This is a genomic window from Rhizobium terrae (assembly GCF_003425685.1).
In the GTDB taxonomy this organism is placed as follows: domain Bacteria; phylum Pseudomonadota; class Alphaproteobacteria; order Rhizobiales; family Rhizobiaceae; genus Neorhizobium; species Neorhizobium terrae.
In genome coordinates, this window is record NZ_QJKM01000001.1 from 520774 (window position 1) to 537711 (window position 16938).

Consider the following 16938-nt stretch of genomic DNA (forward strand, 5'->3'; position numbering starts at 1 on the left):
CATCAGATCGAGCCGAGCGCCCTCAGGATTCGCGTCGGCGTCATGGGTATCTGCGTCAGCACGGCGCCCTGGCCGGCGAGCGCATCGTTGACGGCATTCATCGCAGCGGCCGAGGCGGCGGCCGTACCGGCCTCGCCGACGCCCTTGGCACCGAGCTCGGTATCCTGCGTCGGCGTTTCCACATGGGCGATCTCGATGTCGGGCATTTCGCAGGCCATTGGCACGAGGTAGTCGGCAAGCGAACCGTTGGTGAGCTGGCCTTCCGGATTGTAAAGACATTCCTCGAAGAATGCTGCGCCAAGTCCCTGCACGACGCCGCCGCGGATCTGCTCGTCGACCAGCAGCGGATTGATGATGCGCCCGCAGTCCTCGACCACCCAGTGTTTCAGGATCTTCACGAAACCCGTTTCCGCATCGACTTCGACCAGGCACCCCTGGGCGCCGTTGGTGAAGGCGAAAGGATAACCCTGCGGTGCGTAGTGATGCACCACGGAAAGCTGCGCCTGCGTGCCGGGCGGCAGCGTGTCGGAGCGGAAAAATGCGATGCGGGCTACTTCCGGAAGGCTGATGCGCTGTTGCCCGGTCGCCGCCTCGACGATCCAGTCTTCGCGGATGTCGAGCTCGCCGGGCTTGGCTTGCAGGATGAGACCGGCGATGAAGAGCAGGTTATTGCGCAGCTTGCGCGCCGCCTGCAGCGCCGTTTCGCCGCCGATGCCCGCACCACGGCAGGCCCAAGTGGCGCCGCCATGCGGCGTCGTATCCGTATCGCCGGTCATTACCCGCACCTTGGCCCGGTCGACACCAAGCTGGTCGGCGACGATCTGCCCGATGATCGTTTCCGTCCCCTGCCCCTGTTCGGTGACTGAAATCGAGCAATGCACTTCCCCGGAAGGCGTCAGCTTGACGATCGCCCCGTCCTGCGCCGAAATCCGCGCGCCGCCGACACCATAGAAAGCGGGGCTCGGATTGGTGATCTCGACGAAGAGCGCAATCCCGACGCCGCGCAGGATGCCTTTTCCACGCAACTCCGCCTGCTCCCGACGAAGGTCGTCGTAGTTCATGATTGCCCGCAGCCTGGCGAGGCAGACCTCGTGGGACAGTTTTTCGAACTGATAACCGGTCGGTGACTTGCGCGGATAGCTGTTATCCGGAATGAGGTTGCGGGCGCGCATTTCGAATGGATCCAGCGAAAGTTCACGGGCGGCCGCATCGACGAGGCATTCGGTCACCGCGCAGGCGATCGGATGGCCGACGGCGCGATATTGGCTGGTCTGCACCTTGTTCTGGAAGACGACAGAGAGGTTGGCGCGATAGCTGGAGAAATCATAGGGAGCGCCCATCAGCCGGACGACCTGATTGCCTTCCACGGCACTCGTGCGCGGATAGCTGGAGAACGGGCCGATCGCTGTGATGTCGTCCACGTCCATGCCGGAAATGCGTCCATCCTTCCCGACCGCGAGCCGCGCAGTAACGCGATGATCACGGGCGTGAATATCAGAAACGAAGGATTCCATCCGGTCCGCCAGGTATTTCACCGGCCGACCGAGCAGGATCGACGCGCCGACGACGGCCATTTCCTCGTGATAGACATGCAACTTCATGCCGAAGGAGCCGCCGACATCCGGCGCGACGACCCGGACATTGGCTTCCGGAATTCCGAAATGGCGGGAATAGACGTCCTGGAACTGGTAGGGCGTCTGCGTCGCATGATGCGCCGTCAGCCGGTTCTCGCTCGGATCGTAATCGGCGACGATGGCGCGAGGTTCGAGAGTCACGGCCGTATGTCGGCCGAAAATGAAGTTTTGCTCTACCGTCAGGTCAGCCGCCTCGAAAGCTTCGTCGACACCGCCGCTGTCGAGCTTCGTCGCAAAGCAGATATTGCTGTCCAGACCCTGTGAAATCGCTTCCGCGGACATGGCCTCGACCGGATCCGCCAGCGCCGGCAATTCCTCGATTTCGAGCTCTACCAGTTCCGCGGCGTCCTCCGCGATTGCCCGGCTCTCGGCAACGACAAGGACGACCGGCTGTCCAGACCATGTGACCTTGCCGAGCGCCAGAGGCACTTGCGGCGGAGACTTCATGTTCCTGAAATGGTCGAGCGTGCCGATCCAGGGCGTGCAGATTGCCGACAGATCTTCCCCGCTGAAAACAGCACGGACCCCCGAGAGCGCCCTTGCCTCCTCCGTGTTGACAGCGACGATTTTTCCATGGGCATAAGGGCTGCGGACGAAGGCGGCATGCAACATCCGCGGCAATATCAGATCGGTGACGTATCGCCCCTTGCCTTCCAGCAGACGTTTAGCGTTCGGACGCGTGACCGAGCGACCGATATAGGAATTTGGCCTGTCGAGCGAACCGGCAAACACGTTCATGCCTCCTCCCTCGTCTCGGTGTTCTGACGGTCCCGCGCCGTCCGCTCTATTGCGTCGACGATCGCCTCATAGCCGGTGCAGCGGCAGTAGTTCCCGGACAGGGTGTCGCGGATCTCTTCACGGCTCGGGACGTCGCCGGAGGAAAGAAGACCATAAGCGCTCATCAGCATGCCGGGCGTGCAGAAGCCGCATTGCAGAGCATTGCGTTCGTGAAATGCCTTCTGCAGATCGGCGATCGCCTTTCGGCTGGTCAATCCCTCGATCGTCTCGACGACACAGCCGTCCGCCTGGACGGCGAACATCAAACAAGCATGCACCGGGCGGTCATCAATCAGGACGAGGCAGGCGCCGCAGACGCCCATTTCGCAACCTGTATGGGTACCAGTCAGTTGCATGTCCTGACGCAGGAAGTCGGTGAGCGTCGTGCGCGGTGCGACGAGTGCTTCCACGATTTCCCCATTGATCGTCAGGGCGATGGCGATCCGGCTGTTCATGGCGTTGCCTCCAGGCGCCCCAGCAGGCGGCCGAGCAGCACCCGCGCCAGATGCATGCGCATCTCCGCCGGCGTCTGCTCGTCGCCTGGAGGATCGAGATCGGCTTCAAGCGTTTCCTGCGCCTTGCGGATGAGTTCGGGTGTCAAGCAGTTTCCGATGAGAAGGTTTTCAACATTTTTCGCTTGGACCGGCGTCGAACCCACCGCCAGGAATACGATCCGTATCCGCTCAATGCGACCGTTATCGATTTCGGCATTTATGCCCGACCCGACCAGCGCATAATCCCCGCGACGGCGCGCGAGTTCATCGAAAGCACAATAGGTCCTCGCGGTCGCCGCAGGCACGTGCACGGCGCGGATCATCTCGCCCGGTTGCAAAGCCGTTTCATAGAGCCCTAAGAAGAAATCAGCGGCAGCGACGCTACGATTACCTGCCAGCGAAGCGATCTCGATTTCCGCGCCCAGCGCCAGCGACATCGCCGGAAATTCCGATGCGGGATCGGCCAAGGCGAGGCTGCCGCCAAACGTACCCCTGTTGCGGATAGCCGGATGAGCCACGAACGACGCCGCCTTGGAAAGCAGCGGCGCGTGCGTCCTGACCAGCCCGGAATTCAGGATCTCGAAATGGCGCGTCGCAGCACCGATGCGCAGATGATCTCCAATCACGGAAAGACCGTGGAGTTCCTCAAGGCGGGCAATATCGATCAGCAGTGCCGGCGCCTGAAGGCGCAGCGCCAGAGCCGGAACGAGGCTCTGGCCACCCGCGATATAGGCGGCGTCACCGTCGGCATTCGCAAAGGCTTGCAACGCCTCCTCGACGGAATGCGGACGCACGTAATCGAAAGCTCTCGCCTTCACAGATTCTCCTCCCGATGGACACCTGAATTTGTGACCAGTTGGTTACAACATTCCGTAGGATGATCGACCAGTCAACAAAAATTACCATATGGTCTCAAAATAAATTACCACTTGGTCTCAAACGCCACCTGCGCTATCGCTGAAGTAAGGAGTTGCTTTGCGGGTCGTCGAGGCGCGCAATCGCGGATCAGGATTGAAATGACGGATCAGCAGGAAGGTGCCGACAGCGCACGCGGCCACAGCAAACCACGGCGTCCAAAGCGCTACATGCGGGCGACGGAGCGGGAACAGTTCATCCTCGAAGAGGCGGTCCGCTTCTTCGCCGAACATGGCTTCGAGGGGCAGACGCGGGAACTGGCCAAACGCATCGGCATCACACATTCCGCGATCTACCGGCATTTTCCCAGCAAGGAAGCCTTGATCGAACGTGTTTACGAACACGTCTACCTCAGCCGCTGGGATGAAGCCTGGGCGAACCTGATCACCGATCGCAGCCGGTCACTCGAAAACCGGCTGACGGAATTCTATCTGCAATATGTCGATCGCGTCTTTCACTATGACTGGGTGCGGATCTTCGTCTTCTCGGGCCTCAAGACGTTCGACATCACGACCCGCTATCTCGACATCGTTCGCAGGCAGATCATCGAACCGGCATGCGAAGAGCTCCGCCATGAACTCGGCCTCCCGGATACCGGCCAAACACCTCTGACGGAGCGGGAAACCGAGCTCTTTTGGGGGCTGCACGGCCGCATCTTCTATATGGCGATCCGGCGCTTCGTCTATGCGACCCCGACCCCCGACCCCCTCGATGATATCGTCCGAGACGGGGTTCGAAGCTTCATGCTCGGCGGCCCGGCAGTGGCAAGATCCATTCTTGCAAAGGATGCGTAGTCGGCGCACCTTGGTGTCTTCATCACTTGCGGCAGAGCGATGAGGTGGCCATGGATGAAGGCAGAAGCGGCATTTTTTCGGTCATCCCGGCCATGTCTTCACCACCTGGTTGGCCGCCATCGTAGCGGCCTGATCCGGCATCCTTCAGGCGCTGCGTGCGCTCCTGCGTTCCACTACGAAGCCGATTGCCTCGGACTGCGGCATTGCCTTGCCGAAAATAAACCCTTGGCCGATGTCGCACCCACGGGTTAGAAAATACGCGAGCTGGGCATGATCCTCGATCCCTTCCACCGTGGTCTTGAGGTTGAGACTGCGGCTCAGCCCGAGCATGGCGTCGATGATCTTGGCGTTCTTGTCGTTGTGGGTGCAATCCGATACGAAGCTCTTGTCGATCTTGATCTTGTCGAACTTGAAGCGGGCCAACTGCGACAGGCTGGAATAGCCGGTTCCGAAGTCGTCCAGCGCGACCTGGATGCCGGCGGCATGGAATTGCTCGATCGTGGCGGCGGCGAATTCCGGATCGCCGATCAAGGCATTTTCCGTGATCTCGATCTCCAGCCTCGACGAGGGCAGACCCGTTTGATGCAGGATATGGAGAATGCGGCTGACAAGCAGCCGGTCTTCCATCTGAACAGGGGAAACGTTGAAAGAGAGCGACAACGGCTCAGGCCAGAGTTGCGCATCTCGGCAGGCCTTCGAAAGCAGTTGCTCGAAGAGCGTTGTGATAAGGCCGGTCTCTTCCGCCACCGCGATGAACCGTTGCGGCGAGACGAATATGCCTTCCTTAGTCTTCCATCGGGCCAGAGCTTCAAAGCCACACAGCTCGCCCGACCGGAGATTGATCAGCGGCTGATAAAACGGTTCGATCTTGCCGTCGTCGATCGCACGGCGCAGCTCTCCTTCGAGCTTTGCACGCTCGGCGACCTTTTCCTGCATTTCCGACTGGAAAAGCGAATACTGGTTGTGGCCCCGGTTTTTTGCCTCGTAAAGCGCGATGTCCGAGCGGTGACAGATCTCCTCCAGCGTATCACCATGGTCCGGCAGCCGGGCATAACCGACGCTTGCACCGATCTCGGTCGGAAGATCACCGATGCGGATCGGCCGCGAGACGGAGTGGATGAGCAGCTGCGCGAAAAGCACTTCCTTGTCCGGGGTGAGGTTCCGTGCCACCGCCACAAATTCGTCGCCGCCGAAGCGAAAGACGCACTCATGTTCGGCAAGTGCGCAGATGCGCCGCGAGACCTCCTTCAGGAGCAGATCGCCACCCTGATGGCCGAGAAGATCGTTGACTTTCTTGAAGCCGTCCAGATCTATCGAGAAAACAGTGACCGTCCGGTTGGGTGTCTCGGAGCCTTCTTCCATCGTATCGTTGCCATGGACTTTCGCCAGATCGAGTCTGTCGAACGCATAACGGTTCGGAAGCTTGGTCAGATGATCATGGGTGGCTATGCGGTCTGCCTCGGCGAAAGCCTTCCGCCGGTTTGCCATTTCTTCGCGCATGTCGGAAACGCGCAGTGCCGAATAGGCGAAGCTTGCAAGGCCCCCAACCAGAATGACGATGATGATGATATGGGCTTTTCCTGCGCTTATCGATTGCACCAGGCTCAGAAGCAAGTCCTTATAGATGATGCAACCGGTGAGCAACAATATCGCTGCTGCTGTCACCTGCGCCAATTGCCGACCAGCCTTGCTTTGCAGAAAATCCTTCATCAATCCCTCCACGTTGAGAAATGGTAGGATAAACAACTGAAGGATTTATTATCCTTGCGTGTACAAGTCGTCGATCATCTTAAATTGCAAGCCGATGGCGAGGCGCACCGCTCGCCGGCCGCATCCTGCATCGCTGAAAAGATACCTGCCTCGTATCGAGCAGCGCGATCAGCAGGCCTCCGTCGGATGATACCGATCGGGCAACTGTTGCGGCCTGAAGTTGAACCTTGCCGCTTTCCGCGATCCGACCGACGCCAGAGACCCCGTTACGGGGAAGGCTGATCAGCCTTCCTTTTCTCTGTGGCGCGCGCGGCGCTCACGGATTGTCGCGCCTGAAGATCCAATCGTGGCCCGGATGATTCTTGAAACGCCACTTGCGGATCGGACCAGCCATGACGTTCAGATAATACATCTCGTAGCCATAGGGCGCGCCGCAGGGATGATGGCCCTTCGGCACCAACACGAGATCGTGGTCAGAAACGGCCATGGTCTCGTCAAGCGAGCCGTCTTCGGTGAATACCCGCTGGAAACCGAACCCCTGAGCCGGGTTCAGTCGGTGGTAATAGGTCTCTTCCAGATAGGTCATGTCCGGAAAATTGTCCTCGTCATGCCGGTGTGGCGGATACGACGACCAGTTGCCGGCCGGTGTGAACACCTCGGTTACCAGAAGGCTGTCGGCGACGTCCTGCTCCTCCATCGCGATCGGATAGATGTAGCGGGTATTGGCATCTTTGCCGCGGGTATTGAGGGAAAGCCCTTCGGGCCCGATCACCGCCGCTTTGCGTCCGGGCTTGGCCGGCGCGGTGCAGACAGCAAGCGTGCATTCGGTGGTAGCTCTGGCGCTCCAGTCGGAACCAGCGGGCACATAGACACAGTGTGGTGGCTTGCGCTCGAAGACGTTCATCCGGTCGCCGAGCTCGCCGAAAGCTTTGCCGCCTCCGGAGATATCCGCCCTGCCCTCGACCAGCACAAGGATGACTTCCGTATCGCCGGTCTTTTCGGCGACGCTTTCGCCCGGCTTCAGGCGATAGAGGCCAAAGCCGACATAGCCCCAGCCGGCATCCTTCGGCGTTACGTCATGCACCTTGCCGGATGTTCCTTTCGGCTTGCGCAGCAGGTCTGTCATGCGTTGGCTCTCCCCTTGTCCAGGCCGGCGGCGAGCGCCATCGCCTTCAGCGAGGAAAGACCCATGCTCTGGTATTCGAACGGATTACGGACATCCGGGTCCTGTTCGGCCTCGATCACCAGCCAGCCCTCATAGCCGTGCTCGGCGACGATCTTCAGCACCGGCGGGAAATCGACACCGCCCTCCTTGTCGCCCGGCACTGTGAAGACCCCGCGCCGCACGCCTTCCAAGAAGGAGAGGCCTTCGTTACGCACCTGAGCAGCAATCACCGGCCGCACGTTCTTGGCATGGATATGCCCGACGCGGGCCATGTGCTTCTTCGCCACGCGTTCGGGATTGCCGCCGCCGAACAGCGTATGCCCGGTATCGAGCAGGAGCTTCGCATGCGGACCGGTATTTTCCATCAGCTTGTCGATCTCGTCTTCGCTTTCGACGATCGTGCCCATGTGATGGTGGTAGACGAGGCTGATGCCTTGGGCGGCCGAGAACTCCGCCAGCGCCTCGACACCGGCGCCGAAGGACTTCCAGTCACCCTCGGCGAGCTTCGGCCGGTCATTGACCGCCTTGCCGTCGTCACCGTGGATGGCATTCGAGGTCTCGCAGACGATGATCACCTTGCAACCCATTGCCTTCAGGAGATCGAGCGCCGGCTGCATCGCCTTTTTCTCGTCCTCGACAGAGTTCGCGAGCAGGTTCAGCGAATGCCATCCGGAAACGTAACGCAGCTTGCGCGGCTCAAGCACAGCCTTTAGCGCCGCGGGCTCCTGCGGGAACTTATGCCCCTTCTCGATACCATCGAAGCCGATCTTCGCGGCCTCGTCCAGGCACTGGTCGAGGCCGATATGGGCGCCGAGCGAGCGGTCGTCGTCGTTCGACCAAGCGATGGGATTGGTACCGTAGAAAATCATGTCAGCGTCTTTCCTTGAGCGCCGTTTCATAGGCGGCGCGAGCCTCGTTGACTTCACGGCGGGCCGAGACTTCCGGCACCGCAACATCCCACCAGAAACCGCCGCCTTCGGGCGTCGGATAAGGGTCGGTATCGATGACGATCACGGTCGCGACCTTTGCTTCGCGGGCATCGTTCAGCGCCGCCTCGAGATCGGCGATGGAGGAGACTTTGCGTGCATCTGCGCCCATCGCCGCGGCATGGGCGGCGAAATCGATCTGCATCGGGTTCGCCTGGTTGGTGTGTGCATAGAGATTGTTGAACTGCTCGCCTCCGGTCGCCATCTGCAGCCGGTTGATGCATCCGTAGCCGCGGTTGTCGGTAATGACGACGGTGATCTTGATACCCATCGCAACGGCCGTTGCGAGCTCCGAGTTCATCATCATGTAGGATCCGTCGCCGACCATGACGATGACGTCGCGATCCGGCTCCGCCATTTTGATGCCGAGCCCGCCGGCAATCTCGTAGCCCATGCAGGAAAAGCCGTATTCCATGTGATAGGAGAGCGGTCTGCCCGCCTTCCAGAGTTGGTGTAGCTCCCCCGGCATCGTGCCGGCCGCGCACATGACGACCGTGTTGTCGCGCGAGGCCCGCTGCACGGCGCCGATCACCTGCATATCGGTCGGCAGGAGGTTGCCGTCCTTCGGAGCGGCGGTGACGGCATCCGCCTTGGCGAACCACGCCTGCTTTAGGCCGATCTCCGGGACCGCAAACCGATAGTCGCCAAGCCCAGCCATGATCAGTTCCAGCCCGACCTTTGCGTCGGATACAAGCGGGATCGCTTCGTGCTTGGCGCTGTCATAGGGCTGGACGTTGAGCGACAGGATGCGCCGTTCGGGATTCTTGAAGAGCGCCCAGGAACCGGTGGTGAAATCCTGAAAACGGGTGCCGACGCCGATCACCAGGTCGGCGTTTTCGCAGATAGCGTTGGCGCTCGCTGCACCGGTCACGCCGACCGGGCCGAAGTTGACCGCATGATCCCAGGGCAGCGCCGACTTACCGGCCTGTGTCTCGACGACCGGAATATTGTGCCGGCTGGCAAAGGCCGCAAGTGTGTCGGTCGCACCGGAAAAATGCACGCCGCCGCCGGCGACGATGACCGGGTTCTTCGCCGCCCTGATCGCCTCGACGGCGCGTTTCAGCTCATTTTCGTCCGGCCGCGGCCGGCGCCAGTACCAGGTCTTCGGCTCAAAGAAACTTTCCGGATAATCATAGGCCTCCGCTTGCGTGTCCTGGCAGAAGGCCAGCGTCACCGGCCCGCAATCGGCCGGATCGGTGAGCGTCCGCATGGCGCGCGGTAATGCCGTCAGAAGATGCTCCGGCCGGCTGATGCGGTCGAAATAACGGCTGACGGGACGGAAGCAGTCGTTGACGGTGGCGATTCCGTCGCCGAAATCCTCGATCTGCTGCAGCACCGGGTCCGGGCCGCGATTGGCGAAGACGTCGCCTGGAATGAGCAGCACCGGCAGGCGGTTGACATGCGCAAGTGCGGCCGCCGTCACCATGTTGACTGCGCCGGGGCCGATCGAGGAGGTCACAGCCATCGTACGCTTGCGGCGGAGCTGTTTGGAATAGGCGATCGCCGCATGGGCCATCGACTGCTCGTTCTGGCCGCGATAGGTCGGCAGATCCGGCCGGATGCCCGCCAGCGCCTCCCCCGTGCCGGCGACATTGCCATGCCCGAAGATCGCCCAGACGCCAGCGATGAAGGGTACCCCCTCCTCCGTCATCTGATTTGCCAGGTAGCGCACCATCGCCTGCGCGGCGGTCAGTCTCACCGTTTTCATCGGCCGTCTCCTCCTCCGCTGCCGGCTCCTGCGCGGGCCGTGTCCCAGGCCGCGCAGAGTTCGCGGTATTTGCGCGTCATCTCGGTCACCGCCTCCTGGTCGCCGATCGCACCGGCAAACCAGCGCCGGGCCGCATCACCAAAGATCGTCCGGCCAACGGCAAAGCCTTTCACGAGATCGAAGCGCGCAGCAGTAGCGAAGCTTTCCTCCAGCTCCGCCATCGGCGCGTCGAGTCCGAGCACGACGATACCGCGCACATAGGGATCGTGCTTCTTGATCGCGGCACAGGCATTCGCCCAGGCCGCCTCGCTCCTCATCGGCTCCAGCTTCCACCAGTCCGGATAGACGCCGATCTCATAAAAACGCTCGATGATATCGGCGACGGTACGGTCATCGACGGATCCAACTTTGGACGGGATGACTTCGAGCAGCATTTCGAGCCGGTTGCGGCGGGTCGCGGCGAACAGTCGCCGGACCACCTCTTCCTGCTTTTCCCGCATCTCCGGCGGATCGTCCGGATGGTAGAAGCAGAGAACCTTGGCGACGTTGTCCACCGGCCATTCGGCTATGCCGCCCAGATCGGGACCGAGTTCCGGTTCCAGCGTCAGCGGCCGCGAGCCCGGCCATTCCGCCGGCCGGCCGATCCAGAGCCCGGTTCCAGTCGCCTTGTAGAGCGTCTCGCGGCCCAGCCGACTGTCGCAGAGAATGCCATAGCCATGCCGGCCATCGGCGACATCGAGCGCCGCCTTGAGGCAGAGCGATTTGAACGCGTCGATCCGCTCCGAACTCTGGCCCGCCTCATCGGCGATCGTTTCGAGCTGCATGCGATGGTCGAAGGCGAAGACGCGCAGTTCCGGCCAATCGCCGATGCGGTTGGTCGACCAGTGCACCTGTTCGAGCGCCGCATCCTTGCGCAGCGCCTTGTCACGGATACCGGTACGGAAGAAATACTGCAGCTCCTCCCAGCTCGGATAAGCCGGCGTGCAGCCGTGCCGTGACACGGCAAAGGCACCGCAGGCATTGGCGTATTTCAGCGCCGTAGGCCAGTCCTTTCCGGTCAGCCAGCCCTTGAGCAGGCCGGCCATGAAACCGTCGCCGGCACCGAGAACGTTGAAGACCTCGATTGGAAAACCCTCGCCGGTCTGCCCTTTGTCGAGGCTGTTCGGAATATCACCTTCGAAGACGACCGCGCCCATCGGCCCGCGCTTGCAGACCAATGTCGCCTTCGAGACATTGCGCACCGTCCGCAGCGCTTCCAGCGTATCGGTCGAGCCGCCGGCGATGTGGAATTCCTCTTCCGTGCCGACCAAAAGGTCGAAGAGATGGAGCGTCGATTGCAGCTTGGCAGTCACCTTCTCGGAAGAGATGAAACGGCTCTCTCCTGCCTCATGTCCTGCAAGGCCCCAGAGATTAGGGCGATAATCGATATCGAGCGCCGTCAGCACGCCGTTTTCCCGGGCGAGCCGTATTGCTTTCAGGACCGCAGCCTCGGTCTTCGGATTGGAGAGATGCGTGCCGGTGACGGTGACGCAGCGCGCATCAGCGATAAAGGCCGGATCGATATCGTCTTCACAGAGCGCCATGTCGGCGCAATTTTCGCGATAGAAGATCAGCGGAAACTGTTCGCTGTCACGGATACCCAGGAGCACGAGCGCGGTCAACCGCTCCGGATCCGTCTTCACGCCGCGCACATCCACGCCTTCCCGGATCAGTTGCTCACGAATGAAACGGCCCATGTGCTCGGCCCCGACCCGGGTGATCAGCGCCGACTTCAGCCCGAGCCGGGCCGCGCCCGCCGCGATATTGGTCGGCGAACCGCCGATATATTTGTTGAAGGAAGCCATGTCCTCCAGGCGTCCGCCGACCTGTACGCCGTAGAGATCCACCGACGAGCGGCCGATCGTGATGAGATCGAGTGACGCCAAGATTTCCTCCCTTTCGACGGCCGCGTTCCGTGCCCGCGCTTAGCCGCCTCGAAAGCGGCCAATCCTCCTTGACCGCCCTCATTCGTGAATGAACTATAAATTCTATTTTTCTCATTTTCAACACAAACGTTCAACCTGACCGCTTCGTCCCCACCGCGACGGACAATACGATCGCCAGACAGAGCGTTGCCGAAAGAGAGCGGAAAGCGCCGAAATCTACTTCCGAGACCGAAAGTGTGATCGCCCCGAATTTCCGCAAGGGGCTGACGATCGTGTCGGTCAGCGCCACGACTGAGAGGCCTCGCGCGCCCGCCGCCTCCACCATCCCGACCGTCTCCGCCGAATAGGGAGAGAAGGTGACGGCGAGCAGCACGTCGCCGGGCCGGATGGCATTGTGGTTGTCGAGCCCTCCGACGCCGGAATGCAGCATGGCAGGCACGTTCATCTTCTCGAACGCGTAAGCGATGTAACTCGCGACCGGAAAAGAACGCCGCAACCCGATGATATGGATCATCTCCGCTTTCGCCAGCGCCTCGACGGCGTCGTCCAGCACCTTCGGGTCGATCGTCTTCAGCAGGTTTTCCAACGAGGTGCGTCCGACATCCACGAATTCCGCCAGCAGCGCCGATGGACTACCCTCCGCCTTTTCGCGAAGATGCTTCAGCCGCGTCGAATAGTCCGGCCAGCCCCCCGCATAGGAATCGCGAAACAGCCGCTGCATTTCGGAAAAGCCGGAAAAGCCGAGGATGCGGCAGAAACGCATGAAGGCCGACGGTTGCACGCGCGCGCCCTCGGCCATCTCGGCCACCGTGGAGACCGCGATGCGGTCCTTGCTGGCCGCGACGTAGTCGGCACATTGCCTCAGCCGCTTCGGCAGGTCTTCGGAAACCTCGATCAACCGCTCCTCGAATTCCTTGATCGTGGCCGGCGCCTTTTCCTCCATTTCGTCCCTTCCCTTTGCCTTGACATGAATGAAATCACAATCTAGCAAAATAGAACATATATTCCAAATTTCGATTGGCAGCCTGAAAGCAGCCGACGAAGACGGCGGCATTACCCGTTGCGGAGGCGGGCTGTCTCAACGATCTGACAGTGTTCATGGGAGGAATATCATGGTCACGAAACTCGCGCTTCTCGGCGCAGGCCGTATCGGCAAGGTGCGTGCTCGCGCGATCGCGGAAGACAAGCGAGCGAAGCTTGTCGCCGTCGTCGACGCCATGGCGGACGCCGCGCAGGCGATTGCCGACAGTACCGGCTGCAAGGTCAGCACGATCGAGGCGGTCGAGGCCGACCGCGATATCGACGCGGTGATCATCTGCACGCCGACCAATACCCATGCGGACCTGATCGAACGCTTCGCCAGAGCCGGCAAGGCGATCTTCTGCGAAAAGCCGATCGACCTCGATGTCGAACGGGCGAAAGCCTGCGTCGAGACGGTGCGCAAGACCGGCGCCAAGGTGATGCTCGGCTTCAACCGCCGTTTCGACCCGCATTTTCAAGCGGTCCGCAAAGCGATCGACGACGGCAGGATCGGCAAGGTGGAAATGGTGACGATCACCAGCCGTGACCCCGGCCCGCCGCCCGCCGAATACATCAAGGTTTCCGGCGGCATGTTTCGCGACATGACGATTCATGATTTCGACATGGCGCGTTTCCTGCTCGGTGAGGAGATCGACAGCGTCATGGCGGCCGGCGCGGTTCTCGTCGATCCTAAGATCGGCGAACTCGGCGATTTCGACAGCGCCAGCCTGATCCTCACGACGAAGAGCGGCAGGCAGGCGGTCATCTCCAACTCCCGCCGGGCGAGCTACGGTTACGACCAGCGCATCGAGGTGCACGGCTCCCTCGGCTCGGTCGCGGCGGAAAACCAGAGACCGGTCTCGATCGAAATCGCCAACAAGGACGGCTATACCCGCCCGCCGCTGCACGACTTCTTCATGACCCGCTACACGGCGGCCTATGCTGCGGAAATCTCGGCCTTCATCGACAGCCTGGAGAATGGCACCGCCCCCTCGCCTTCTGCCGAAGACGGTGTGATCGCCCTGGCGCTTGCCGACGCGGCGCTGCTCGCCGCCAAGGAGGGCAAGGCAGTCAAGATCACCTACTGATAGCCCTCAGCCGCGTCGCGCCGATTTGCGCCGGAAGTTCCGCCTCGATTTTCGGACTTCGCCTGGAGCGATATGGGGATGGCCGAGCCATGTCATGGCTTCGTCCGCGGCCGGGTCGAACTATTGCGCAAAAATCTTGAGATTGCAGGGCGATCAGGCTCGGCGGCATCGAGCATGGCCATGACCATCGGTTCCCCGTGGGGAATGGCTGCCGGATGCTCCAGCCCATGCCGTCTCGAAAGCCAGGCTGCAAAGGAATTCCTGATCAAACGGCTGCAATAGCAGACCAGCAGCGCCTCATGGACGGATCGTCCGGCCTCCGCTAAAGGGCTAAGGCGAAAACGAGCGGAGAATGACATGCAGGAGCTGGACGTCATCATCGTGGGTGCGGGTTTCACGGGCCTTACGGCCGCACGGGAGCTTATGGAAGCCGGATCGAGCGTACTGCTCCTCGAAGCCAGCAGCCGGGTGGGCGGGAAGGTGGAGTCGTCCGTATTGCCGGACGGTACCCGCATCGATACCGGTGGGCAGTTTTTCTGCCGCGACATGACCGAGTTGATGGCGCTTATCAAGGAGAGCGACAGGACACCGGTCATGACCCATTACGATGGCGATGCCATCTACCAGCCGCCGGTTTCAGCCGAACAGGCTTATGCGCGCTGGCGCGGCGTGGATGCGCTGCGAGACCGGATGATCGCGACCGATCCGAACGATCCGGGTCTTGCGCATCTTACCGTCACCGACTGGATTGCCGGGCTGGACGATGTTCCTGCCGACGTGAAGAAGAGTTTCCTGCGGCTGATCAGAGGACTCTGGTGCTGTGACCCGCAGGAAGTCTCCTTTCTTTATCTTGCCTCCAACGATCGGCGCATCACCAATACCTATTCGGAAATGGAAATGTTCCTGCCGGATACGCTGCATGTGCTGGCCGAGGAATTGGCCGCAAAGCTCGGTGATAGGCTTCGCCTGGCAAAGCCGGTGACAAAGATCGAACATTCGGCCGAAGGTGTCACGGTGACAACCGGCGCCGAACGCTTTTCCGCCCGCCGGATGATCCTCGCCGCACCACCGGTCATGGCGCGGCGGCTGCAGTTTTTGCCGGCCCTCCCCGATCGCGTGCAAAAGTCGCTCGCCGCCTGGGCTCCTGGCCAGTCGATCAAGGTGCAGGTGACCTATGACAGGCCCTTCTGGAGAGAGCGTGGGCTGAGCGGTGCCGTGATGTGGCACGAGCCGCAGGGACTTTACGCCTGCGATACAAGCCGCGGCGATTATGCCGGGCTGGTGATCTTCATCGGCGGGCCGGAAGCGCGCCAATGGCATGAGCGGCCGCGCGAACAGCTGATCGACTTCGTCCGTGGCCAACTCAGCGAAGCCTTCGGCCCGGAAGGTGCTAATCCGCTCGACATCCACGTGCGAGACTGGGTGGACGATACCTGGTGCGGCGGCGCCTACGGCGACGTGATCGTCGATCTTGACGCCTCCGATGCGGAGGACATTCTTCGCGAGGGGCTGCCGGCAGTCCGCTTTGCCTCATCCGAGCTCGCACTCTCCTATCCGGGTTATGTGAACGGTGCGATCGTAGCAGGCCGCACGGCGGCGGCAGAAGTTCTTGCCAGTTTGCGAAACTCCGCCGAACGCGTCAGCCAAAGCTAACCTCGCGATCAGCGGCAAGCATCCGCCTTTCGTTATTTTTCATTGGCTTCCGACGGCCGTAGCCGACATGATGGCCCGATGACACGCAAACACTCCCTCGACAGCTTTGCCATTCTGGCGATGGTCGTCCTCTGCTCGCTCTGGGCCTTGCAGCAGATCGCCATCAAGGCGGCCATTCCAGAAGTGCCGCCCTTCTGGCAATCGGCCATTCGCTCAATTGGCGCGACGATCCTGCTCGCCGGCTGGTTCCGTTGTTCCGGCCTTGCCTGGACGCGCGGCCTCTTCTGGCCGGGCCTCTTGGTCGGTGCGCTCTTCTCGGTAGAGTTCGGAATGCTTTACGTTTCGCTTGGCCTGACCGATGCGGCACGCGCGGCATTGCTCCTCTATACGGCGCCGTTCGTCGTGGCGATCGGCTCGCACTTCCTGATCCCTGGCGAAAGACTGTCGGCAGCGGGCTGGATCGGCATCGTCATCGCCTTCGTCGGCACTGGGTTGGTGCTTCAGGCTTCGGTCGCGATCGACAGGACGAAATTCCTGGGTGATGCGCTGGCACTCGGCGCCGGCATTCTCTGGGGCCTGACGACGATCGCCATCCGTCTCACCAGACTTGCGAGGGCACCGGCCTCGCAGACGCTGCTCTATCAGCTCGGCGTTTCCAGTGTGCTTCTGACCATCACCGCCCTTCTCGTCGAGGGCCAAACTTCTTTGCCGCAGTCGCTGGTCGGCTGGTCATCCCTTGCTTACCAGACCGTGATCGTCGCGGCGTTTTCCTTCCTCGCCTGGTTCGCGCTGATCGGCCGTTATTCGGCGACCAAGCTTTCGGTCTTCACCTTCCTCACGCCACTTCTCGCGGTGCTTGCCGGAATCCTGCTGCTTGGCGAGAGGATCGGCATCCATCACGGGGTGGCGCTCGCTGCCATCATCGCTGGCATCGTTATCGTCAACCTCTATGGACACGCGAACTTGCTTCCCAAGGCTGCCGGAAAACAGGACTGAAGCGCTCGGCCACCAATGCCTTCTTCATTGGGCGGAATGGACGTCGCGGCTGATGTATTGATGTGGGAGGAAC

The 16938-nt window shown here is 61.4% G+C and carries 13 protein-coding genes; 4 read left to right on the forward strand and 9 right to left on the reverse strand.

From position 1 onward, the window contains the following. Positions 1-2 precede the first annotated feature (2 nt). Genes DMO26_RS02320 through DMO26_RS02330 form a run of 3 tightly spaced genes read right to left on the reverse strand, consistent with a single transcriptional unit; the run spans position 3 to position 3723 of the window. Complete coding sequence (locus DMO26_RS02320) at positions 3-2372, reverse strand: xanthine dehydrogenase family protein molybdopterin-binding subunit (protein ID WP_117190388.1); 2370 nt, start codon at positions 2370-2372, stop codon at positions 3-5. Continuing rightward, positions 2369-2866 (reverse strand): (2Fe-2S)-binding protein, encoded by a 498-nt coding sequence (locus DMO26_RS02325; protein ID WP_117190389.1) that lies wholly within the window; start codon positions 2864-2866, stop codon positions 2369-2371. The genes DMO26_RS02320 and DMO26_RS02325 overlap by 4 nt, the downstream gene beginning before the upstream one ends. Further along, a complete protein-coding gene (locus DMO26_RS02330; RefSeq protein WP_117190390.1) occupies positions 2863-3723 on the reverse strand; it encodes an FAD binding domain-containing protein in 861 nt (286 codons plus the stop codon). Before DMO26_RS02330 ends, DMO26_RS02325 begins: the two co-directional genes overlap by 4 nt. Positions 3724-3990: 267 nt before the next feature. On the opposite strand from DMO26_RS02330, the gene DMO26_RS02335 reads away from it, so the two are divergent. Next, positions 3991-4614 carry a TetR/AcrR family transcriptional regulator gene (locus DMO26_RS02335; RefSeq protein WP_117190528.1) on the forward strand — a complete coding sequence of 208 codons (624 nt, stop codon included), beginning with the start codon at positions 3991-3993 and terminating at the stop codon, positions 4612-4614. 144 nt (positions 4615-4758) lie between these two features. On the opposite strand, the gene DMO26_RS02340 is transcribed toward DMO26_RS02335, so the two are convergent. The 6 genes from DMO26_RS02340 to DMO26_RS02365 all read right to left on the reverse strand — a co-directional run bounded on the left by DMO26_RS02340 (position 4759) and on the right by DMO26_RS02365 (position 13051). Beyond that, complete coding sequence (locus DMO26_RS02340) at positions 4759-6324, reverse strand: putative bifunctional diguanylate cyclase/phosphodiesterase (RefSeq protein WP_117190391.1); 1566 nt, start codon at positions 6322-6324, stop codon at positions 4759-4761. A 316-nt stretch (positions 6325-6640) separates the two neighbouring features. Continuing rightward, the gene (gene iolB, locus DMO26_RS02345) at positions 6641-7450 is read right to left on the reverse strand and encodes a 5-deoxy-glucuronate isomerase (protein ID WP_117190392.1); all 810 of its coding nucleotides are present in this window, start codon (positions 7448-7450) and stop codon (positions 6641-6643) included. Further along, the gene (iolE, locus tag DMO26_RS02350; RefSeq protein WP_117190393.1) at positions 7447-8358 is read right to left on the reverse strand and encodes a myo-inosose-2 dehydratase; all 912 of its coding nucleotides are present in this window, start codon (positions 8356-8358) and stop codon (positions 7447-7449) included. The genes iolB and iolE overlap by 4 nt, the downstream gene beginning before the upstream one ends. Position 8359: 1 nt before the next feature. After that, positions 8360-10183, reverse strand: coding sequence for a 3D-(3,5/4)-trihydroxycyclohexane-1,2-dione acylhydrolase (decyclizing) (gene iolD, locus DMO26_RS02355; RefSeq protein WP_117190394.1), 1824 nt, complete (start codon positions 10181-10183; stop codon positions 8360-8362). Continuing rightward, positions 10180-12108, reverse strand: coding sequence for a bifunctional 5-dehydro-2-deoxygluconokinase/5-dehydro-2-deoxyphosphogluconate aldolase (locus tag DMO26_RS02360; RefSeq protein WP_117190395.1), 1929 nt, complete (start codon positions 12106-12108; stop codon positions 10180-10182). Before DMO26_RS02360 ends, iolD begins: the two co-directional genes overlap by 4 nt. A 130-nt stretch (positions 12109-12238) precedes the next feature. After that, positions 12239-13051, reverse strand: coding sequence for a MurR/RpiR family transcriptional regulator (locus DMO26_RS02365; protein ID WP_117190396.1), 813 nt, complete (start codon positions 13049-13051; stop codon positions 12239-12241). A 169-nt stretch (positions 13052-13220) separates the two neighbouring features. On the opposite strand from DMO26_RS02365, the gene iolG reads away from it, so the two are divergent. The 3 genes from iolG to DMO26_RS02380 all read left to right on the forward strand — a co-directional run bounded on the left by iolG (position 13221) and on the right by DMO26_RS02380 (position 16865). Then, on the forward strand, positions 13221-14216 hold the full coding sequence (gene iolG, locus DMO26_RS02370; RefSeq protein ID WP_117190397.1) for an inositol 2-dehydrogenase: 996 nt from the start codon (positions 13221-13223) through the stop codon (positions 14214-14216). 357 nt (positions 14217-14573) lie between these two features. After that, the gene (locus DMO26_RS02375; RefSeq protein WP_117190398.1) at positions 14574-15869 is read left to right on the forward strand and encodes a flavin monoamine oxidase family protein; all 1296 of its coding nucleotides are present in this window, start codon (positions 14574-14576) and stop codon (positions 15867-15869) included. Positions 15870-15947: 78 nt separating this feature from the next. Beyond that, on the forward strand, positions 15948-16865 hold the full coding sequence (locus DMO26_RS02380) for a DMT family transporter (protein WP_117190399.1): 918 nt from the start codon (positions 15948-15950) through the stop codon (positions 16863-16865). Positions 16866-16938: the final 73 nt, after the last annotated feature.